Annotated in this window: 23 protein-coding genes; 13 read left to right on the top strand and 10 right to left on the bottom strand. The window is 37.5% G+C overall.

Translation table 11 applies throughout. From position 1 onward, the window contains the following. Positions 1–4: 4 nt before the first annotated feature. A complete protein-coding gene (locus ACY2RU_RS07050; protein WP_490137729.1) occupies positions 5–760 on the bottom strand; it encodes an outer membrane lipoprotein-sorting protein in 756 nt (251 codons plus the stop codon). Positions 761–886: 126 nt separating this feature from the next. Between ACY2RU_RS07050 and ACY2RU_RS07045 the strand changes: the two genes are divergently transcribed. Further along, complete coding sequence (locus tag ACY2RU_RS07045; protein ID WP_490137728.1) at positions 887–1,774, top strand: DUF72 domain-containing protein; 888 nt, start codon at positions 887–889, stop codon at positions 1,772–1,774. Positions 1,775–1,804: 30 nt separating this feature from the next. Here ACY2RU_RS07045 and ACY2RU_RS07040 read toward each other — a convergent pair whose 3' ends face one another. Together ACY2RU_RS07040 and ACY2RU_RS07035 are read right to left on the bottom strand one after the other, a co-directional pair. After that, positions 1,805–3,082 carry a mechanosensitive ion channel family protein gene (locus ACY2RU_RS07040; RefSeq protein WP_490137727.1) on the bottom strand — a complete coding sequence of 426 codons (1,278 nt, stop codon included), beginning with the start codon at positions 3,080–3,082 and terminating at the stop codon, positions 1,805–1,807. Continuing rightward, a complete protein-coding gene (locus tag ACY2RU_RS07035) occupies positions 3,075–3,365 on the bottom strand; it encodes a DUF3817 domain-containing protein (protein WP_490138277.1) in 291 nt (96 codons plus the stop codon). The genes ACY2RU_RS07040 and ACY2RU_RS07035 overlap by 8 nt, the downstream gene beginning before the upstream one ends. Before the next feature lie 117 nt (positions 3,366–3,482). On the opposite strand from ACY2RU_RS07035, the gene ACY2RU_RS07030 reads away from it, so the two are divergent. After that, the gene (locus ACY2RU_RS07030) at positions 3,483–4,394 is read left to right on the top strand and encodes a mechanosensitive ion channel family protein (protein WP_490137726.1); all 912 of its coding nucleotides are present in this window, start codon (positions 3,483–3,485) and stop codon (positions 4,392–4,394) included. Here ACY2RU_RS07030 and ACY2RU_RS07025 read toward each other — a convergent pair. After that, positions 4,391–5,002, bottom strand: a complete 612-nt coding sequence (locus tag ACY2RU_RS07025; RefSeq protein ID WP_490137725.1) for a M15 family metallopeptidase — start codon at positions 5,000–5,002, stop codon at positions 4,391–4,393. The genes ACY2RU_RS07030 and ACY2RU_RS07025 overlap by 4 nt on opposite strands. 73 nt (positions 5,003–5,075) lie before the next feature. Between ACY2RU_RS07025 and ACY2RU_RS07020 the strand changes: the two genes are divergently transcribed. Beyond that, positions 5,076–5,798 (top strand): SDR family oxidoreductase, encoded by a 723-nt coding sequence (locus tag ACY2RU_RS07020; RefSeq protein ID WP_490137724.1) that lies wholly within the window; start codon positions 5,076–5,078, stop codon positions 5,796–5,798. A gap of 48 nt (positions 5,799–5,846) precedes the next feature. Here the strand turns inward: ACY2RU_RS07020 and ACY2RU_RS07015 are convergent, their stop codons facing one another. The 3 genes from ACY2RU_RS07015 to ACY2RU_RS07005 form a co-directional block, all read right to left on the bottom strand. After that, positions 5,847–6,278 (bottom strand): hypothetical protein, encoded by a 432-nt coding sequence (locus ACY2RU_RS07015; RefSeq protein ID WP_490137723.1) that lies wholly within the window; start codon positions 6,276–6,278, stop codon positions 5,847–5,849. Positions 6,279–6,384: 106 nt separating this feature from the next. After that, positions 6,385–7,251, bottom strand: coding sequence for an OmpA family protein (locus ACY2RU_RS07010; RefSeq protein WP_490137722.1), 867 nt, complete (start codon positions 7,249–7,251; stop codon positions 6,385–6,387). A gap of 236 nt (positions 7,252–7,487) precedes the next feature. After that, complete coding sequence (locus ACY2RU_RS07005; protein ID WP_490137721.1) at positions 7,488–8,354, bottom strand: sigma-70 family RNA polymerase sigma factor; 867 nt, start codon at positions 8,352–8,354, stop codon at positions 7,488–7,490. Positions 8,355–8,696: 342 nt separating this feature from the next. Here ACY2RU_RS07005 and ACY2RU_RS07000 point away from each other — a divergent pair, with 342 nt between their 5' ends. From ACY2RU_RS07000 to ACY2RU_RS06985, 4 genes are all read left to right on the top strand, one after another. Continuing rightward, on the top strand, positions 8,697–9,350 hold the full coding sequence (locus tag ACY2RU_RS07000) for a hypothetical protein (protein WP_490137720.1): 654 nt from the start codon (positions 8,697–8,699) through the stop codon (positions 9,348–9,350). Positions 9,351–9,456: 106 nt separating this feature from the next. Further along, the gene (locus tag ACY2RU_RS06995) at positions 9,457–9,903 is read left to right on the top strand and encodes a hypothetical protein (protein WP_490137719.1); all 447 of its coding nucleotides are present in this window, start codon (positions 9,457–9,459) and stop codon (positions 9,901–9,903) included. Further along, positions 9,903–10,103 (top strand): helix-turn-helix transcriptional regulator, encoded by a 201-nt coding sequence (locus ACY2RU_RS06990; protein WP_490137718.1) that lies wholly within the window; start codon positions 9,903–9,905, stop codon positions 10,101–10,103. Before ACY2RU_RS06995 ends, ACY2RU_RS06990 begins: the two co-directional genes overlap by 1 nt. A gap of 26 nt (positions 10,104–10,129) precedes the next feature. Beyond that, the gene (locus ACY2RU_RS06985; RefSeq protein ID WP_490137717.1) at positions 10,130–10,420 is read left to right on the top strand and encodes a DUF1272 domain-containing protein; all 291 of its coding nucleotides are present in this window, start codon (positions 10,130–10,132) and stop codon (positions 10,418–10,420) included. On the opposite strand, the gene ACY2RU_RS06980 is transcribed toward ACY2RU_RS06985, so the two are convergent. After that, positions 10,401–10,988: a pseudouridine synthase gene (locus ACY2RU_RS06980; RefSeq protein WP_490137716.1), complete on the bottom strand. Its 588-nt coding sequence runs from the start codon at positions 10,986–10,988 to the stop codon at positions 10,401–10,403. The two genes, ACY2RU_RS06985 and ACY2RU_RS06980, sit on opposite strands and share 20 nt — an antisense overlap. A 165-nt stretch (positions 10,989–11,153) precedes the next feature. Here ACY2RU_RS06980 and ACY2RU_RS06975 point away from each other — a divergent pair, with 165 nt between their 5' ends. The 3 genes from ACY2RU_RS06975 to ACY2RU_RS06965 are packed head-to-tail and all read left to right on the top strand — an operon-like array spanning position 11,154 to position 12,990. Next, a complete protein-coding gene (locus ACY2RU_RS06975) occupies positions 11,154–11,606 on the top strand; it encodes a cold-shock protein (RefSeq protein ID WP_490137715.1) in 453 nt (150 codons plus the stop codon). Between the two features lie 8 nt (positions 11,607–11,614). Then, entirely contained in the window at positions 11,615–12,733 is a 1,119-nt protein-coding gene (locus ACY2RU_RS06970) for a DEAD/DEAH box helicase (RefSeq protein ID WP_490137714.1), read from the top strand. 2 nt (positions 12,734–12,735) lie between these two features. Next, positions 12,736–12,990: a DUF1456 family protein gene (locus ACY2RU_RS06965; protein ID WP_490137713.1), complete on the top strand. Its 255-nt coding sequence runs from the start codon at positions 12,736–12,738 to the stop codon at positions 12,988–12,990. Between the two features lie 805 nt (positions 12,991–13,795). Here ACY2RU_RS06965 and ACY2RU_RS06960 read toward each other — a convergent pair. Continuing rightward, the gene (locus ACY2RU_RS06960; protein WP_490137712.1) at positions 13,796–15,109 is read right to left on the bottom strand and encodes a dipeptidase; all 1,314 of its coding nucleotides are present in this window, start codon (positions 15,107–15,109) and stop codon (positions 13,796–13,798) included. 175 nt (positions 15,110–15,284) lie between these two features. Between ACY2RU_RS06960 and ACY2RU_RS06955 the strand changes: the two genes are divergently transcribed. From ACY2RU_RS06955 to ACY2RU_RS06945, 3 genes are all read left to right on the top strand, one after another. Next, the gene (locus ACY2RU_RS06955) at positions 15,285–16,247 is read left to right on the top strand and encodes a polymorphic toxin type 23 domain-containing protein (protein WP_490137711.1); all 963 of its coding nucleotides are present in this window, start codon (positions 15,285–15,287) and stop codon (positions 16,245–16,247) included. Next, positions 16,244–17,032, top strand: a complete 789-nt coding sequence (locus ACY2RU_RS06950) for a hypothetical protein (protein ID WP_490137710.1) — start codon at positions 16,244–16,246, stop codon at positions 17,030–17,032. The genes ACY2RU_RS06955 and ACY2RU_RS06950 overlap by 4 nt, the downstream gene beginning before the upstream one ends. Before the next feature lie 85 nt (positions 17,033–17,117). After that, positions 17,118–18,671, top strand: coding sequence for a DEAD/DEAH box helicase (locus ACY2RU_RS06945; protein ID WP_490137709.1), 1,554 nt, complete (start codon positions 17,118–17,120; stop codon positions 18,669–18,671). Here the strand turns inward: ACY2RU_RS06945 and rlmF are convergent. Then, positions 18,653–19,537 carry a 23S rRNA (adenine(1618)-N(6))-methyltransferase RlmF gene (gene rlmF, locus ACY2RU_RS06940; protein ID WP_490138276.1) on the bottom strand — a complete coding sequence of 295 codons (885 nt, stop codon included), beginning with the start codon at positions 19,535–19,537 and terminating at the stop codon, positions 18,653–18,655. The genes ACY2RU_RS06945 and rlmF overlap by 19 nt on opposite strands. Positions 19,538–19,551: the final 14 nt, after the last annotated feature.

Below are 19,551 nucleotides of genomic sequence, written 5' to 3'. Positions count from 1 at the left end.
AGTGTTAATTTTTTGAACCTTCAACAGTAGCTTCAGGAAATTTAAATAAAGCCATGTCAACTTCAGGGTTCAAGGTGATCTCTTTTATCACCAAGTTTTGTCCCATCATTCCCATATCGAAAGGAAAATAGAGTCCGTCAACTTCTTGATAGTCACTCATAGTGTTTGTGCTCATTTGACCTTTCATAGGACCTGATGGAATTTCAGATTCACTAGCAATAGGTACAAAGTTTTCGGTGTCAAAATAGTGGAATGAAACATTTGGCTGCTCGATCCCGTCAACCATAAGTGGTTTTTGAGTTAGTTTAAGCTTAAAGGTTTCAGTTCCTTCTTTGGTTTCTTTTCCAAGCATTTCAACAGTGAACCCCTTATCCTTATAGTTAAAGAAAGGAGATGGGAAATCGCCCATTTGCTTTTTCATGTTTTCGGTCGTTTCAGAATCAGATTTCTCTGGTTGCATGGTCATAAAGTTGGTTGTCCACATGGTTTCACCATCAAACGCGACCTGTGTCATGTCTTGTCCTTGCAAGTTAATTTTAACCAATTGTTTGCCGTCTTTCAACTGATAAATATCTACCGGAATATCCATTCCTTGAGCATTTACCGAACCCGAAATTTTAACTCCTTCTAAGGCTCCCCAAGCATCCATTCCTCCAGTATTTTCGAAATAATTTGCAATAATTTCGTCAGCAGTTTGTGCTGTTAATGGTGTTACAGCGACAAATAAAAGTGCAATGAATAATGTTTTAAGTATTTTCATTTTATAATGTGTTAATTGTTTTACGTAAAAATAAGACGTTGACAACGTTATATTGTTACAAGGATGTTACTTTTTTTCTGAATTTAACATTTTAATAGATTGTATATTTACCTTAAAATTAGAGATATGAAATTTGGAAGCGTTGATAATCCAGGAGAAATTGATTTTACTTTACCGCCAGATCACGAAGGAACCAAAAAAACAATATCAAACTATTCGCCAGTAAAAACACCAAAACTGTATGTGGGATGTGCAAAATGGAATCGGGCTGATCTAAAAGGCTTTTATCCGCGAGGCACTAAGGATGAATTGGTTTATTATGCCACGCAGTTTAATAGTATTGAGCTAAATGCCACGTTTTATCGAATTTTTCCTGCGGAAACCTTTGCGAGTTGGTATGAGAAAACACCACCAAATTTTCGCTTCTTTCCGAAGGTATTTCAAGGCGTGACGCATTGGAAACGTCTCAATGACTTTGAAACCTATCTCAACGAATATATTTTAAACGCTTCCAATTTAAAGGAGAAGCTCGAGATGCCTTTTGTTCAGTTACACAATAATTTTGGTCCAAAAAATATGGATCGTTTGGTTCCATGTTTTGAAGCGATCCCTAAAGATATTCGGATCGCCATTGAATTTCGTCATACCGATTGGTTTAACGATCCCGTTGTTGCCAATGAACTCTATGATATTTTGGAACAGTACGATGTGACAAATAGTATTGTTGATTCGGCGGGGAGAAGAGATCTACTTCATATGCGACTCACTACCGATACTGCCTTTATTCGCTATAATGGAGCTAATCACGAAAGCGATTATACGCGCCTCGACGACTGGGTAGATCGTTTAGAGATTTGGATAGAACAAGGACTTCAGAATATCTACTTCTTTGTACATCAAAATATTGAAAAAGCATCCCCTTTATTGTCGGCTCACTTTATCAAGAAAGCAAACGAACGCTTTGGTACGAACTTACATATTCCGCATTTAGACAATCCAAATACGCTATTTTAAGACGTGCCTTGGAATATTTTTACCGAAAAACTAGCGTTTGTCTTGAAGGGCGATCTTATCAAAATCACTACCTGACGGACTTTCAAAAAGTTCTAAATCAAAATAGGGGACTGCTGCGAGGAGATGATCAAAGATATCAGCTTGAATACGTTCGTAATTCTCCCAGCTCTTGTCGTAGGTAAAACAAAAGATCTCAATAGGAATGCCTTTGTCTGTAGGTGCTAAGTGGCGTACCATTAAAAAAAGATCCTTATTAATTAATTCGTTCTCCACTATATACCCTTCAGCATAATTTCGGAAAACACCCAAGTTTGTCTGGTTGCGACCATTGATCAATTCACTTTTATCAACTTCCGTGATTCGATTAAATTTAGCAACTTCCTTTTCACGATGCTCAATATAGGGTGCGACTAGCTGTATTTTTTGGAGTCGCTCTCGATCTTCCGAAGTTAAAAATTTAACCGTAGACTGCTTTATAAAGATAGAGCGTTTAATGCGTCTTCCTTCAGATTCTTGCATGCCTCGCCAGTTTTGAAAAGAGTCGGCGATCAAGTTATAGGTAGGTATAGTTGTAAATGTATTGTCGAAATTCTGAATACGAACGGTCGCTAGATTGATCTCTGTTACATAGCCATCTGCGCCGTATTTGCTAAAGGTGATCCAGTCGCCAATTCGTACAATATCATTCACTGAAACTTGCACACTGGCAACAAAGCCCAAGATGGTGTCTTTAAAAATTAGCAGTAAAACCGCTGAAGCAGCACCTAAAGTGGCCAAACTTTTGATGTTGAAGTCTGTAAGGAGGTTGATGATCAGAAAAATACCAACACCCCATGCAAAGATCATTAATACCTGAACATAACTTTCTAAAGGTTTATCGTGGTACTTTTCCTTGGTTTGAGAAAAATTACGAGCGGTGCGTAAAATACTTCGGAAAATGAATATTCCGAGAATAACTAGATATAAGCTGAGAATCGCGTGAATAGCCTTAAACAGATACGGATATTCTGAAAAGATAATAGGAGTAACATACCACAAGACAACAACAGGCACTACATGCGCTACATAACGTGGAAAATTACTTTTAACCAAATAATCGTCAAAGGTGCTTTTCGTTTTATTACTTAAGGCCTTAAATAACTGAATAATAAATTTGCGCACAACAATATCTAGTATCGTAATGATAGCAATGATCACGATAGAAACAATGATCATGTTTATCACTGATGCTAACTGCGCATTCATTCCTTCCTCGACAAAAGCATCTTTGATCCAGTTAAAGTAAAATGATAGATTTTCTCTACTCATTAAGATATTTTTTCTCCACATAAAAAGGGCCAAAAGGTAATAGTGAACACGCTAAAGCAATAAATAATACAAGATTAGACCAACCTAATATGCGCTGCATATAGAACGCTCCAGCAACATACAATAAAAACAAGACACCGTGCGCCATTCCTAATAATTGTACCATTTGCGGGAGATCCCAGATATATTTTAACGGCATCGCAATACCTAGCAATAACAAAAATGAAATAGCCTCAAGCGTGCTAATTACCTTAAAAGTTTTGACTGATTTTTTCACGTCTATTGATTTTTTGCAAAGATACAGGAACTATGCTCGCTATGACAATTTTAAGAATAATTTAGGTGAGTTAAACAGGTTCTAAAAGGTCAAGAATAGTATCTTTAGTACAAATATATATTCATGCAAGAACCTACCGCTCAAGAAACCATTATTAAATCTGCTGAAATTTATTACGACAAGTTTTTAGCGATTCTACCACGAATTGCCTTGGGAATCTTTGTGGTGATCTTGGGCGTCTTGATTGCCCAAGTTATTACCAATATCTATAAGAAAAGAATTCTGAAAAAAGCTGAGGATCCTTTGATGGCGCGCTTTTTGGCACAGGCTATTAAGCTAATACTTATTCTTATCGCAGTAATGCTGGCGCTTAATGTAGCTGGACTTGACGGTGTTGCTACGGGTATTTTGACCGCTGCTGGAGGCGCCGCAATCGTTTTGGGTTTTGCTTTTCAGGATATCGGAAAGAATTTTTTAGCAGGAATTATTTTGGCTTTCAATAGGCCATTTAATATTAATGACACGATTATGATCGATCCACACTTCGGAAAAGTTCGTGCTTTAAATTTTCGCTATACACACATAAAAACGAGTGATGGGCGAGATATTTTTATTCCCAACAGTGATGTATTGACAAAACCCGTTGAAAATTATACAGCCGATGGCTTTTTTAGAGTCGAATTTGTAGTCGGAATTGGCTATGAAGATAATATTGATCATGCCAAAGAAATTATTATGGATATTTTAAATAACCATAAGTCGGTTGTACATAATGAGACCCATGAAAACTTTGTGATCGAAAATGAATTAGCGCCAAGTACTGTAAATCTTAAAGTTTTCTTTTGGATCCATACCGAAGATTACAGAAGAGCTTCACGTCAAACAAGAGGAATAATCATCAAATTGGTCAAAGAAGCATTTATTAAAGCTGAGTTTATTATGCCAGGTGATATCACGGAGCTTAAGCTTTATGGAGGTTCAAGTGACATTCCCGTTGCCGTAACTATGATGAATAACGAAAGAGATTCAAATTAATCGCAAGGAAGTGGTTCGTTGAGGGTAGGGTATCCACCATTTCTTCGGAAGCTAAAGTGCCACCATTCGGTACGTACCGTTTGAAAACCATGTTTGCGCATGCCGTTAAAGAGTAGTTTTCGGTTTTCGAGAATTTCCGAAGAAAAGTTATAGTTGTCTATATGTGCTTCTCTTCCGAAGTAATCATAATCGCTTCCCATTTCAACATAACAGCCCTCCAAAGTTACTAAGGTCATATCGATGGCGGCGCCTTTATTGTGTATAGAACCTTTGCCATACGGATTGGCAACATAGGTAGGGCGCGGAACCTTTGCCCACATTTTTTTCTGAACGTCTAACGGCCGATAACAATCATAAAATTTTATTTTGTAACCACGTTCACAAAAATATTGATTGGCCTTGATGATGGCTTCGGCTACATCGGGTTGTAAAAGGCATTTGGGGCAATCGTATAGCACTTCGCCTATAAAATTTTCTGCCGTAGCGTATCTAATCTCATAGTCGAATGCTTCAGAAATGTTAGCCATATCAACCAACTGATTCGGTTGCGCTTCCGAAGAAAAAGGGAAAAAGAACAGAAGTGTATATAGGAGAATAAGGAATTTCATAAGTCGTTAAAATTAAGGATTTATTAATAAACTAATCTTTTATGACTTTGTACTTTTATAAAAAATCAAAAATATGAGATCGATCAAAGGAAAAGTTGCTTTTATAACGGGTGGTACAAAAGGAATAGGATATGGAATTGCTGAAATTCTTTTACAAAACGGTGTAAATGTGGCGATTACCGGAAGGAGTGAGGAGAGTGTGTCAGAAGGAGTTGCGCATTTGAAACAAACACTAGGTGCTCTTGGTAGCATCAAAGGGGTAGTTGCCGATGTGCGCGATTTTGAAAGTCAAAAGAAAGCCGTTGCAGAAACTGTAGCAAGTTTTGGCAAGATCGATTTTGTGATCGCAAATGCAGGAGTAGGACACTTTGCAAGTCTTGAAGACTTGACAATAGAGCAATGGCAAGAAACCATTGACACTAATTTAAGTGGCGCTTTTTATACATTTAAAGCAACTTTAGAGCAATTGGTTAAAACAGAAGGATATTATATTAGTATCTCGAGTTTGGCCGGGACGAACTTCTTTAGTGGCGGTACAGCTTATAATGCAAGTAAGTTTGGCTTAACTGGTTTTACTCAGGCCGCGATGCTTGATGTTAGAGACAAAGGTGTAAAAGTGAGTACTATTATGCCTGGAAGTGTATCAACCCATTTTAATGGGAACGAACCTAGCGAGCAAGATGATTGGAAGATTCAGCCAGAGGATATTGGAAAATTGGTTTTAGATCTGCTAACCATGCACCCACGTACTTTACCTAGTAAAATTGAGGTGCGACCAGCTAAAGCAAAAAAATAGGAGCGTATTAGTTTGTGCTCCTAAAAATTATAAGTGAAAAATTATATGCTAAGCATCCTGTTTGCGCTCAGTATGAGTCTGAATAGTTTTTATCCAAGCCACGGCATCATCTAAGGAGTGAAACTTCTTAATTCTACTGTGGAAGAAGATCTTTTCGAGCACCACATTCATTATTCTTAATTTGTCGTAAGCAACAATGGCGAAGGCGTTTAGATGGTGTCGATCTTGAAAAAACCGCAGCCAATCTTGCGCGTTTATAGAGTAGGAATGAACCCGGTTAGAGATGTACGAGACCTTAATGCTTCGTGTTCCGTAAAAGTCGTATACAGCTTCAATAGCTTTTTCGGCAAGCTCCCAATTATAATGTGCATCTTCAAATATTTCACCGATCACATAATGATCGAATATATAAAAATTTCCGAAGTCAAAAGAAAGTTTCTTTTGATAAAGCTGCTTGTATTTTGAATCTTCTACCTTCAAGATTGGGGGACCAAGGGTTTCTATAAAAGTACTTTAATATTATGAGATATGCTCAAAAAAAAAGCAGCACCCAAAAGTGCCGCTTTTTTTATAAACTTTATGTTCTTTAGTTAGCCGATAAAAGCGCTAAGAATTTGTCTAGATTTGGTAAAATAACAATTCTTGTTCTTCGGTTGGCGGCTCTACCTTCCTTAGTGTCATTTTCGGTTAAGGGGTGATAGCTACTTCTTCCTGCAGCAATTAATTTTTCTGGGGCTACGCCATAATCTTCTTGTAATGTTCTAATTACTGCGGTTGCACGTTCAACGCTTAATTCCCAGTTGTCTTTAATATACGCACCAGGTTTTACGGTTTGTGCATCGGTATGACCTTCTACCATAACTTCTAAGGCTGGCTCACTATTGATAACATTAGCGAGGCGCTCTAGCAATTTATTAGCTTTCGGATTTACTTTATAGCTACCCGATTTAAATAACATCTTATCTGAGATCGTAATCATAACAACCGTTTCGTTGATGTCAATTTTGATATCATCTTCTTCACCGTCGGCAATTAAGCTGTTGTCAAGATTCTTTTTCAGATTATAAGAAACGATCAGGTTCATTGAATCCTGCAACGTTTTAGCCTGTGCTAATTCAGCTTGATTTACATTAGCTAAAGCTTTCTTCATTTGCTCTTTGTCTTTGTTGGAAACAGCAACATTTCCATACATTTGAAGTCGGCTATCGCTCAACTCTTGAAGGCTTGAATTTGAAGATGATAACGATTGTATCTTGGCATTGTAGTTAGCTACGCGTTCTTCAATTTTAGCGTATTTCGCCTCGATCTCTTCTTTTTCAAATTGTGTTTTAGCGAGGTTGGAACGAGTATCGTTGTACTGATTTTCAAGTTCAACGTACTTTTTTTTCGAGACACATGATACAGTTAAGATCATAAGTGCCAGCATGGGGAGTGCTCTTGTTACATTTTTCATATTGTATGTTTTAGGTTTGGGTCAAATATACGTAGGTATAAGGCTAATAAAGTGCTTACAAAAACCTATTGTTTTGTTAAATGAGCCTTAGAAAAGTGATGGAATGTTAAAAAAACACCTGCATATACTAAAAGCTTGAAGAAGTACGTTGTTCACTTATTTTTTTGAAAAAACGGACAAAAAAAGACCGCGAGACCTTAATTCTCGCGGTTTTTACAACATTCTGTAAGTTGATCCTATCCTAAATAGTTCATTAGAATATGACTTTTCGATTCGTGTTTAAGACGACGAATAGCTTTTTCCCGAATTTGTCTAACACGTTCCCGACTTAACTCGAACGTACTACCAATTTCGGCAAGTGTTAATGCAGTTTCACCATTTAAACCGAAGTTAAGTCGTACAACGTCGGCTTCACGACTTGAAAGAGTCTCTAATGCACGGTTAATTTCAATTTTAAGCGATTCTTGCATAAGTTCATTGTCTGGTCTCGGACTCTTATCGCTACTTAAAACATCATAAAGATTATTGTCATTTTCGCCCTCCTGAAAAGGTGCGTCCATAGACAAACTCTTAGAAACATTTTTCATGGAAGATTTTACGTTTCTTATAGAAATTCCTAATTCATTTGCGATTTCCTCTGCAGTTGCCTTACGCTCATGTAATTGTTCAAGATGAATAGACGCCTTTTTAACCTTATTAATGTCTCCAATTTTATTTAATGGTAAACGAACTACTCTAGATTGTTCTGCAATGGCTTGCAAAATAGATTGTCTGATCCACCATACCGCGTATGAAATAAACTTAAATCCACGGGTTTCATCAAAACGCTTGGCGGCTTTTACTAGTCCAACATTTCCTTCATTTATAAGGTCTGGCAGGCTTAATCCTTGATTTTGGTATTGTTTAGCTACAGAAATCACAAAGCGTAAATTGGCACGTGTCAATTTATTTAATGCATTTTGGTCTCCGTCGCGAATTTTCTGTGCTAACTCAACTTCCTCCTCAGCGGTTATCAAATCGATCTTACTCACATCTTGCAAATAGCTATTAAGCGATTTGGTTTCTCTATTGGTAACCTGCTTGGTAATTTTGAGTTGTCTCATATATGAAGTTTGGTTTTTATATTTATAACACAGTATAATAACATCTAAATAGGACAAATCCAAATTCTTAACAGTATATGTTAATAATAATGATGTTTTAAAAACCTTTTTTATCTTTTCATCAAAAAAGAAATGATGCAACTTCCAACAGATCTCCCTAACCCTGACGACAATACGCCAATAGATTTTTCAAATCCAGCCGATATTATTATTTACGTGGTTCTTCCAATCATTTGTGTAATTTTATACTTTATTTGGAGAAATTCTCGAAAACCGAAATAGTTTTAGATAATTATCGTCTTTGGTTTAATTATTGCTTCGTACTATTTAGAATATAACTGCATGAAAAAGCTATTTTTCCTTATTATTTGTGTGACAACCATTGTTTCTGCCCATGCGCAGTTGGACACCAATACTGAAACTGTAGAGTTTGAGTATAAAGATACCGAGGTGGAAACTCCAACGGGTTACGAGCTTCCGGCGTTTAAAATTCCTAGCTTGCGCGAGCCAAAAGACCCTGTACAATCTGCTATCGATAGTGATTTAGGCCTTAACAAGCCTAAAAAATTAGATATCACCAAAGGCGATGGACTGATGGATTATACAACAAATAAGGCGCCACGAGCTTTTACAAAAGACAAGACCAATATTACTCCCTTGGGAGAAGATCAAGCGTTGGGGGAGGTTCGAGTAAGAGCATCTAAAGTGAATGTGGTCTACCGAGACCATGAATATGTTGATGGAGATCGAATTCGAGTATATGTTAATAAAGACGTGGTTCGTTCCGATATTGTATTGACGGGATCGTTCAACGGACTCGATATTCCGTTGCAACCAGGCATTAATGAAGTAGATTTTTTAGCTCTTAACCAGGGTAGTTCTGGGCCAAATACAGCTGAGCTTCATATTTATGACGAAAACGGACAACTTGTCTCGGCCAAGAAATGGAATCTTCTCACAGGCTATAAAGCCACTATTATTATCATTAAAGAATAATTTTATTTTTTTCTTCGGAATATACAGTTTTATCTAAAATGTAAAGTATATTTGTCATTATGGAAATTATACTTTCCAAATTTATGTATAATTAAATTTTCCGAAGATGAATTTAAAATCGATACAAGACTGTGAACGCAGAGGGGCAAACCGTTTAATGAATTTCAGATTATCCAATAAATGGAAGCGTTATGGTTGGATTGGGTTTGCCGTAGTATTTGCCATACTACTAAGTACAAAGTTTTTTGATGGAGATCTAGAGATTCTCAAAAATATACTAAAGAAAGTTTCTTTGGTTTTTCTTTTTATCGTTGTCATTTCAAAAGAGGAAATAGAGGATGAGCGTATTCAAAAAATGAGAGGTCAGGCCTTTTCCTTTACTTTTTTGGCGGCAGTGTTATATGTGCTGTTTCAACCTTTAATAACTTATTTTGTTGCACTTCTAATTAAACCCGAAAAAGCAGCGGTTGAGGATCTTGGCGATTTTCAAATACTTTGGTTTATGCTTATCGTTTATTTAATGTTTTTTCATTTTGTTAAAAAGCGAGAATAATGAAGAATACACTCAAAGTAGAACGTGCCATCCTCGGCTTAACCCAGGAAGATCTCGCCCAGCAGATAGGGGTTTCTCGTCAAACGATTAATTCGATCGAAGCCAACAGATATGTGCCCTCAACAGTGTTAGCATTAAAATTATCTGAAGTCTTTAGTAAGCCCGTAAATGCATTTTTTTCTTTAGAATCTAGCGACTAATTTATCGAATTGCGCTATCTTTCAGTATGCTAGAAATAAGACCCAACTGCGAACATTGCAACAAGGACCTGCCTTATAACGCTACAGATGCGATGATCTGTACTTTTGAATGTACCTATTGTAAATCATGCACAACAACTGTTTTTCAAAATGTTTGTCCGAATTGCGGTGGCGGCTTTGCACCAAGGCCAATTCGACCTTTAAGACATTTGGTAAAACATCCGGTTTCTTCGGAACGAGTATTTGCTCCTAAAGATCTTTTAGAAGTAGCAAAACAATTTAAAAAGTACGGACATATCAGTCCGAAAGACCGTTAGTCACTTCAGAAGTAATATTAATGACCTCGCCACTTTTCATCATGTCAATGGTAAAATGGTCTACGCGATATCTCACCAATCGCAATGTAGGAAAGCCAACAGCCGCGGTCATTTTGCGAACCTGCCTAAATTTTCCTTCGGTAATTATGATTGAAAGCCATGAAGTAGGACCATGACGATCATCGCGAATTCGCTGCTTGGTAGGAGGGAGCGCAGGAATTTGGATTTGTCTTGCCTTGCTGGGCTTTGTAGTGTATTTGTCTCCATTAATCCCTATTTCAACGCCTCTTTCTAACTGTTTAATAGCTTCTTCTGAAATAATCCCGTCAACTTGAACGTAGTATTCCTTTTCAACATGCCCTTTATTTATATGATAGCTAAAGGCTCCGTTGGTTGTAAGAAGCAGTAGCCCCTCACTTGCTTCATCTAAACGTCCTACTGCCATAGTACCCTCAGGAAAAGGATAGAGCTCTCCTAGAAAGCGTTTCTTCTTTGCTTTGGCGTCATTTGTAATGAACTGGCTGAGATAGCCGTAGGGTTTATATATCTTAAAATATTGATGATTCATTAAAAAATTGAATTCCCGAGGGAAACTTCCGAAGTAATTTCGGCAAAAGTAAAGAGAATTGTTGCAAAAAAATGGAATAACGTTAAGAAAAGCTTTGAAATAATATGGAATGAACCTATATAAACAGTACCTTTGCGGTTATAATCTAAAACACGATAAAAGTACATGGCAGGATCACAAGAGACCTACGGAAAAAAAGAACGAGAAAAGAAGCGCTTAAAGAAGCAGGAAGAGAAACGTAAAAAGCGCGAAGAGCGTAAGGCCAATGCCGAAAAAGGTATTGATCAAGACAATATGTTTGTATACGTTGACCATAATGGTCACTTGGTGGATACGCCACCAGATCCGTCACTGAAGGTTGAGATTGAAGCTGAGGATATCGTATTGGGAATTCCTCCCAAAGAAGAAGGAGAAGAAGAAGATCCGGTACGTGAAGGTACTGTTGATTTCTTTGATAGTTCTAAAGGATTTGGTTTTATTATTGATGCTGAAAACAAAGAGCGTTATTTTGTCCATGTAAGTGGTACCCTTCAAGAAATTGTAGAAGGTAATCGCGTGCAGTATGAATTGGAAAGAGGACAAAAAGGAATGAATGCTGTAAAAGTGAAAAAAGTTTAAGACCAATAATGACTACATTTAAGGAACTTGGGGTACGCACTGATCTTATCAAAGGCCTCAAGGAACTAGGAATTAAAATACCTACAGAAGTACAACAAAGTACCATACCAGTTTTGCTTGCATCTCCAACCGATTTTATTGGACTGGCACAAACAGGTACTGGAAAAACGGCAGCCTTCGGGTTACCCGCTTTACAACAAATTGATCCCACAAAAAATAGCGTTCAAGTGCTCATTCTAGCTCCCACCAGGGAGTTAGTACAGCAAATTCAGAAACAACTTTTTAAGTTTACAAAATATGCTGAAAGTAAAATTTTTGCTGAAGGTGTTTACGGCGGTGAGAAAATTGATATTCAAATAGCACGTCTACGTAGAACAACACATATTGTGGTTGCAACACCTGGCCGTCTTGTTGATCTGCTTGACCGTAAAGTTATTGACTTGAGAAACATTAAAACTGTTATTCTCGACGAAGCCGACGAGATGCTAAGTATGGGGTTTCAACATGATCTTACAACTATTTTAGCAAAAACGGGAACTCAAAAGAATACGTGGTTGTTTTCGGCCACTATGCCTAAGGAGATACGAGCTATTGTGCAAACCTATATGGATGCTAATGCGAAACAGGTTTCGGTGAATAAAAACCTGCTTGTAAACGCAAACATAAGCCACCATTATATTAGTACTAGCATTAAGAATAAGGTTAATGTTATTGCAGGCTTGCTCGATCAAATGGGGGAAAAGAGAGGTATTATTTTTTGCAGAACTAAACTAGGAACACAAGCTCTAACGGCCGAGTTGACCGAAGAAGGTTTTTCGGTAGCTGCTTTAGAAGGCGATATGCAACAAAAAGAACGCGATAAAGTAATGCGCGCGTTTAAGAATAAGAGTTTGCAAATATTGATCTCAACCGATGTTTCTGCGCGCGGTATTGATGTACATAATTTAGCTTTCGTTATACATCATCAATTGCCTGAGCAGTTAGAATATTATACACATCGAAGTGGAAGAACGGCTAGGGCAGGAGAAACAGGAGAATCTATAGCCTTGGTATTACCTAGCGAGATTCAACGTGTACATGAAATACAAAAGGCTTTGGATATCAAATTTAAAGAAATGTTCGTTTAATTATGGCTGCACTTACCAATAACGATATCATGAAAAAACTGCGCGTAGCACATAAACTACGTGACGAAGACATTGTAAAGATTTGCAAGTTGGTCGATTTTAACGTGACCAAAAGTGAAATAGGTGCTTTGTACCGAAATCCAGACCATCCCAAATTTATGGAATGTGGGGATCAATTTCTTCGAAATTTTTTAAACGGACTTATCATTCATCTTCGTGGCCCCATGCCACCTAGGGCTCCAAAAAAAGGAGAATAAAAAAAGTGCTTGTCTATTGACAAACACTCTTTTTTGGTTGGTAACTGTTCGATTTTTGATTGATGCTGCGTTAAAACGCATATTTTGAAAAGCCTGTTCGAGGCTTTGTCTCTTCCGAATAACAACGTACAGCTTTTATAGCGTGTAGTTGTTGACGCTTCATAACTCTTCTTAAGCTTCCTGAATATTGCTGTACGGGTTTCATAGTTGTTAGTTTAGGGGTTGATTTAATGATACGTGTTATCTGTAACGTCTTTTTTGGTTCCAAGCATAGCTTTTTGATGTTGGAAATTGGCTTGTGATCTGATTGTTATCTAAAGTTCTCATGATGCTATATTTTAAAGGTTGATAATAGGATGACGCTCTTATCTATAACGTCTTTTTTGATTCCAAGCATAACTTTTTGAAGTTGGAAATTGGCTTGTGATTTGATTGTTATCTAATGTTCTCATGATGCTATAATTTAAAGGTTAGTTTACTATGACGTTCTTATCTATAACGTCTTTTCTGATTCCAAGCATAGCTTTTTGAAGTTGGAAATTGGCTTGTAATTTGATTGTTATCTAAAGTTCTCATAATTTCTAATGTTTTGTGGTTATATCTAATAGACGTGATACTTGTAATTTTGTTACAGTACTATGTAATGCAAAGTACTATTTTAACGCTTTTTTAACAATTTAGGCAGTATGCAATTAAAAAACCCACAGCGATCAATGATCGTTGTGGGCAGTGTAAGCTCAGTGTTAATAGGGTATACGGCCTTTTGAAGCCGCTAATCGTTAAATTTTTAAGTGCTTAAAAAATTTTATGCTTTTTTCTGAATATTTTCAGCTACTTCAGTCACTTCATCCAAAACACGAAGCAAATTACCACTCCAAAGCATGGAAATTTCATTTTCAGTATAACCTCTGCGTACCAATTCGACGGTAACATTCATCGTTTCCGAAGCATCACTCCAACCTGTAATTCCACCACCACCATCAAAATCGCTACTTATTCCCACGTGCTCGATGCCTATTTTTTTAACCAAATAGTCAATATGATCCACAAAATCAGCAACATCAACAGCGGGAGGGAGGTTGTTCATTTTAGCCAACATCCTTTTTCTAATAGGAACCATTTTGCCCAAGAAATCAAAATACGTTTCTCGTTCATCGTTTGATACGGTAAATACTTCACTGCGATCCAACCAGCGCACGCCCATCGAATCTGCGATCTTTTTGGCTACTTCAACTTCAATTCCAACACGTTTTTCAAACTTTTCTGTATTTAAGTAACTGCTAAAGGCTACCGTTTGAACAACTCCTCCATTTTCCTTCATCCACTGCAATTGCTCGTCATCTAGATTTCTACTGTTATCGCATAATGCTCGGGCCGACGAGTGAGACGCAATAATAGGAGCTTCGCTCAGTTCTATCATTTGCCGCATGGCCTCTTTGGAAGGATGCGAAACATCGATCATCATCCCAACCCGATTCATTTCTTTTATAACTTCCTTGCCTAGATCACTTAAGCCATTATGCAACCAAATGCTATCTGCTTCGCCTGTATTACTATCGCTTAACTGACTATGACCATTATGCGCAAGCGACATATAACGACCTCCCAAGTCGTAAAACTCTGCAACGCGACCCACATCATTTCCAATAGGATAGCCGTTTTCGATGCCTATCATTGCAACTTTCTTTCCTGCTTTGGTGATACGTTTTACATCGGCACTTGATGTAGCAAGTTCAATTTCGCTAGGCGCGTATTCATTTACTAGCCTATCAATAGCATCAAATTTTGATTTAGCCGTTTGGTATGCTTTCGCAAAGCCTTTATCAGTTAACGAATCTTGTCCGGTATAAACAATGAACCAGGCTACATCGAGACCACCAGCCTTCATTTTTGGCAAGGTTACTTGGTTTTCAAGTTCTTGAGTGTAATTGATAGAATCGGTAAAATTCTTAGTGTTGATGTCGCAATGTGTATCGAGTGTAATTACACGTTCATGAATGGCACTGGCCTTTGCAATGAGTTGTTCTTCGGTCATGGCTTGATCTTCTGCTTTCGGCATTTCATTACAAGCTAAAAAGGTTAAAATAACTGTAAATAGTGCAATTGGTTTAGTTCTCATAATGGTTCTTGGTTGGTTTCTTCAGTAAAGATACAATTTAAATAAAGTTTGAATTCGCAGTAATTTTGTTGAGAGCCAAGTTGTTTTCAGAAAAAAAACGATACCTTAGTTACTTCATTCCCCGTTACTTATATTTTTTGAAACTGCCTCACTTCGGAAATTTTACACGTTAAGAATGAGATATACCGTATATATTGTTATTGCGATGTTGGTTGTGGGCATTTTCGAATCAACCTCGCAGACGCAAAGCACTTTAGACGATCTTCGTTTGGGAGCTGGCGTAAATCTGGTTGGGGAGTATCAAGTTAAACACGGTCTCAAATTTCGAATTAGCGCCACGGCGGGTATTGCGCAATATGTACCTATAGCCAACCATGACTTTGGCGTGCTTCCAACCGCACATATTGGTGTACTTTTCTATAATAAAGGTATGCTTGGAAGTAATTTGAATACAAATTATTATCGTACCGCGTTTTTCGATTTCTTTGCAAATGCTACGCTCACAGCGGGATACCACAATGAAATTGTTATAGATCGCATAGAGAAACGTTTGGTACCTTTGCATCACTTTTCAGATTTTACAGCAAATCCATTACAGAATACCTTCGACTATTCAATTTCTTTAGGTTCGAATTGGTTAATGAATCCCGATAAAAATCGCGCCTCACAAACCATTGGGTTTTTCAATCTGAATGTCGCGCGCTATGTCCAACTTGCATATTACAATGACGGCGGACCAATTTTAAGCTTTTTGGGGGACAAAGAAGACCGCTATTATACAGGTGGCATGCTGCTTAGCGTGCATTTAGATGCCGATTATCATGTGAACGCCTTGGAGTTGAGCTTTCATAAGTTTACAGGATGGCAGCAGTATGCGGTTGATGCAGCCGATAAATTGCAACTAGATCATATACCATATAAAAATGGAGATGCTTTCGGTTTTAATCAGCAGCAGTGGACCGCCAGAATGCGGAGCTTTCGACAAGCTTATAATGCCTATGCAACAGTATACGACATCAATGCAATTGATATTCAGGATTTTATACACGACTCGACCGATTTTCCGTACCATCCCGATTATTACTATAGTTGGAGATTTGCCCTAGGGGGAGGATCTGAATTTAACAACTCAAAATGATGCGAAACAGTTTTATTTATATTCTTGTCATTGCAAGTGCTTTGGTAGCTTCCTGCGGAAGTAATTACAAAAAAAGTATGCAGGAAACGGTTCGCTTAGACGAATATACGGGCTATGTTTTTAGACTATGTGAAACGCGCAACACCTATGGTAACAAACGCTTTTTTCTTTGTGATACGCCTTGTACAGCAACCGATGTGCAGGCGAATGACGACATTCAAGTGGTAGAAGAATTATATGCTTTTCAGTCAAATAATGATCCAGAACGTATCATTTATTTTACCTCCCGAAGTGATAAAAGTTTAAAAGAAGATAACGGTGTTTTTAACGACTCATTATACCAAAAATATATTTTTGTCTCCGATTTTGAATATGTTTACTTCGGAAGTATGACAAACAATATTGAGATCAATTTCATTAATGCAAAGTCGGAATTAGCTTTTCAGTTAAAACCCGTTGCTGAAGATTGCCGATTTGTAGTTGATTCTATTCATAGTATCACCGATGAAAAAAATAGCATAAGCAATAAAAAGATCAGTTTGAATGAATTGTTTAGCGTGCCACTTCAGTTTATAAGAACGGAACGAAAAATTGCCTATAAAAGAAGCAATCCACAATTGATCACAACGCTCTCACTTACAGGAACAAAAATGTTATTTCAAGGTGAAACAGAAGTGCATGCGCTATCGCAAGGCAGAAGACTTCAGTACCATCCTGATTTCCGGCAAGCGCAGCGAGACACTTTAAAATCATTCATAGATCTTTCACAAAGAAAAAATCCTTGAATTATTTGATTAAATTTTTTTTTGGATATGCTTAAAATACCCTGAAAAGACCGTACTTTTGCAACCTTGCAAAGTAAAAAACTACATGGGTAAAAATCAGATCGATTTAGACGAAGAAAAAACAGGAAAAGACCTCTACAGCTACCAAAAAGGTGCGATTGATAAAATTTTCACTGCCTTCGATGATGCAGCTGAAGATTATCATTTACTGTATCAACTACCAACTGGTGGGGGAAAGACGGTTATTTTTTCTGAGATCGTTAGACAGTATTTAAAAAACCACAAGAAAAAAGTGCTTGTGATGACACACCGCATTGAGCTGTGTAAGCAAACATCTACCATGCTTACTGAGTTTGGTGTTAAAAATAAGGTGGTAAACAGCACAGCAAACCTAGAAGATCAAGGTGAATACAGTTGCTTTGTTGCAATGGTTGAAACTTTAAACAACAGACTTCAGGAAGATAAGCTAGATATTAGTGACGTCGGACTTGTAATTATTGATGAAGCGCATTACAACTCCTTCACAAAACTGTTTAAGTTTTTTGAAAAAGCATTTATTTTAGGAGTTACCGCAACACCTTTAAGTTCAAATATCAAGTTGCCAATGAGCAACAACTACGATGAACTTATTACAGGAGAATCTATTGAATCTCTTATTGAAAACGGCTTTTTATCGCGGGCCGAGATGTATTCATATAATGTAGGGTTAACTTCCTTAGTTGTGGGAGCCAACGGAGACTATACCGTGCAGTCATCTGAAGATCTCTATACCGGAAGTGACATGTTGAGTAAGCTGTTACAAGCGTATGAAGAGCGCTGTAAAGGAAAGAAAACACTGATCTTTAACAATGGTATCAATACATCTTTATATGTATATGACGCCTTTAAACACGCAGGTTATCCCGTTGCCCATTTAGATAATACTGCAACAAAAAAACAAAGAAAAGCGATCTTAAAATGGTTTAAAGATACTCCAGATGCTATTCTAACTTCCGTGAGTATTTTAACTACAGGTTTTGATGAACCCACTGTAGAGTCTATCATTCTCAATCGTGCCACAAAATCACTTACCCTATACTATCAAATGATTGGTCGTGGGTCTCGTGTTCTCAATAATAAATCTACTTTTAAAGTAATTGATCTAGGAAATAATTTTCATCGTTTCGGACCTTGGGGAGCAGATCTAGATTGGCAACGTATCTTTAAGTCACCCAATATGTACCTCGAGAACATTCTGGATGATGAAGATATTGAAGACAACTTTGCCTATACCATGCCGGATGAACTTCGGGAAGAATTTGCCAAGTCTGAGGATGTTCATTTCGATATTAAAAAGACCTATGTAGATTCTATCAAGAGTGGTGAGTCGTCAAAGGTTGTTTTAGAGCGTTCCATACATCATCACGCCAAAATGTGTGTTGAGAATAGTGAAGACGTTTACGATGCCTTAGGACTAGCAAAGATGTTAGGAGACGATATTGACTTTCGTATTAACAAATACACCAAATGCATTAGTAAGAGCACCCACAATTTTGTGTCGTGGTTAAAAGACGATTACCGTTTAAAACTTCGTGCTTATTTACGAGAGAATTTTGACACGCTTTTTGAAGATATTCACGGCTATCCTCCCGAAGACTGATCTTTGTTAAAAGACCAATAGACAAATCGGATCTTTTTATTTCCGTGATTCATAATAACGGTCTTATGTGTCGCTTTTAACTTGTCAAGCTGTTTGTAGATCTTATTGAGATTTTCTTTCTTAGAAACAAGGGTAGAGAAGAAGCCAACTTGTGTTTTAAAAGAAGCACTTTGTTTGATCATACGTTTAATAAAGAGCGCTTCGCCACCATTACACCATAATTCGTTCGCTTGTCCGCCAAAATTTAAAACAATTTCTTTCTTTGTTTTATACGGCGCATCATCATCGTCAAGATTACGTAATTTCCGAAGTGTTCCTTTAGTCGCTTCTTCTTCGGAAGTATGAAATGGAGGATTACACATGGTAAAATGAAAGTATTCACCACTTTTTATAATCCCTTCAAATATATTGGCATTGTTTGGCTGATGCCTGATCTCAACACGCTTTGCAGTACCCTCGGTAGCACGTGCATTGGCTTGTGCAGCAGCAATTGCGTTGTCATCAATATCGGCTCCCACCATATTCCAGCGATAGATCTGACTTCCTAAAATAGGGTAAATACAATTGGCGCCTACTCCAATATCGAGTCCGCGTATGTTTTCCGATTTTCCAGTTTCAGCAATAATATCTGCTAGATGGTGAATATACTCGGCGCGGCCAGGTATTGGTGGACAGAGATAATGTGCCGGAATATTCCAGTCGTTTACATGATAATGGCGCTTAAGCAGCGCTTTATTAAGGTGTAAAACAGCCTCAGGATCAGCAAAATCAATAGACTCTCTATCGTGTTCGTTTATAAAAACAAAGGGTTCGAGTTCGGGATGATGTTTCGTTAATGCCGAAAAATCATATCCTTCTTTATGTATGTTGTTTGGATGCA

The organism is Ulvibacter sp. 2305UL32-6, assembly GCF_058148545.1.
Note: the sequence above shows the minus strand (reverse complement) of the source record. Positions and strands in the feature narration are given on the sequence as shown.

Excerpts from the sequence above, each read along its gene's own strand:
- ACY2RU_RS07050 (WP_490137729.1), bottom strand. The coding sequence starts at position 760 with ATGAAAATACTTAAAACATTATTCATTGCACTTTTATTTGTCGCTGTA.
- ACY2RU_RS07045 (WP_490137728.1), top strand. The coding sequence starts at position 887 with ATGAAATTTGGAAGCGTTGATAATCCAGGAGAAATTGATTTTACTTTA.
- ACY2RU_RS07040 (WP_490137727.1), bottom strand. The coding sequence starts at position 3,082 with ATGAGTAGAGAAAATCTATCATTTTACTTTAACTGGATCAAAGATGCT.
- ACY2RU_RS07030 (WP_490137726.1), top strand. The coding sequence starts at position 3,483 with ATGCAAGAACCTACCGCTCAAGAAACCATTATTAAATCTGCTGAAATT.
- ACY2RU_RS07025 (WP_490137725.1), bottom strand. The coding sequence starts at position 5,002 with ATGAAATTCCTTATTCTCCTATATACACTTCTGTTCTTTTTCCCTTTT.
- ACY2RU_RS07020 (WP_490137724.1), top strand. The coding sequence starts at position 5,076 with ATGAGATCGATCAAAGGAAAAGTTGCTTTTATAACGGGTGGTACAAAA.
- ACY2RU_RS07010 (WP_490137722.1), bottom strand. The coding sequence starts at position 7,251 with ATGAAAAATGTAACAAGAGCACTCCCCATGCTGGCACTTATGATCTTA.
- ACY2RU_RS07005 (WP_490137721.1), bottom strand. The coding sequence starts at position 8,354 with ATGAGACAACTCAAAATTACCAAGCAGGTTACCAATAGAGAAACCAAA.
- ACY2RU_RS07000 (WP_490137720.1), top strand. The coding sequence starts at position 8,697 with ATGAAAAAGCTATTTTTCCTTATTATTTGTGTGACAACCATTGTTTCT.
- ACY2RU_RS06995 (WP_490137719.1), top strand. The coding sequence starts at position 9,457 with ATGAATTTAAAATCGATACAAGACTGTGAACGCAGAGGGGCAAACCGT.
- ACY2RU_RS06990 (WP_490137718.1), top strand. The coding sequence starts at position 9,903 with ATGAAGAATACACTCAAAGTAGAACGTGCCATCCTCGGCTTAACCCAG.
- ACY2RU_RS06985 (WP_490137717.1), top strand. The coding sequence starts at position 10,130 with ATGCTAGAAATAAGACCCAACTGCGAACATTGCAACAAGGACCTGCCT.
- ACY2RU_RS06980 (WP_490137716.1), bottom strand. The coding sequence starts at position 10,988 with ATGAATCATCAATATTTTAAGATATATAAACCCTACGGCTATCTCAGC.
- ACY2RU_RS06975 (WP_490137715.1), top strand. The coding sequence starts at position 11,154 with ATGGCAGGATCACAAGAGACCTACGGAAAAAAAGAACGAGAAAAGAAG.
- ACY2RU_RS06970 (WP_490137714.1), top strand. The coding sequence starts at position 11,615 with ATGACTACATTTAAGGAACTTGGGGTACGCACTGATCTTATCAAAGGC.
- ACY2RU_RS06965 (WP_490137713.1), top strand. The coding sequence starts at position 12,736 with ATGGCTGCACTTACCAATAACGATATCATGAAAAAACTGCGCGTAGCA.
- ACY2RU_RS06960 (WP_490137712.1), bottom strand. The coding sequence starts at position 15,109 with ATGAGAACTAAACCAATTGCACTATTTACAGTTATTTTAACCTTTTTA.
- ACY2RU_RS06955 (WP_490137711.1), top strand. The coding sequence starts at position 15,285 with ATGAGATATACCGTATATATTGTTATTGCGATGTTGGTTGTGGGCATT.
- ACY2RU_RS06950 (WP_490137710.1), top strand. The coding sequence starts at position 16,244 with ATGATGCGAAACAGTTTTATTTATATTCTTGTCATTGCAAGTGCTTTG.
- ACY2RU_RS06945 (WP_490137709.1), top strand. The coding sequence starts at position 17,118 with ATGGGTAAAAATCAGATCGATTTAGACGAAGAAAAAACAGGAAAAGAC.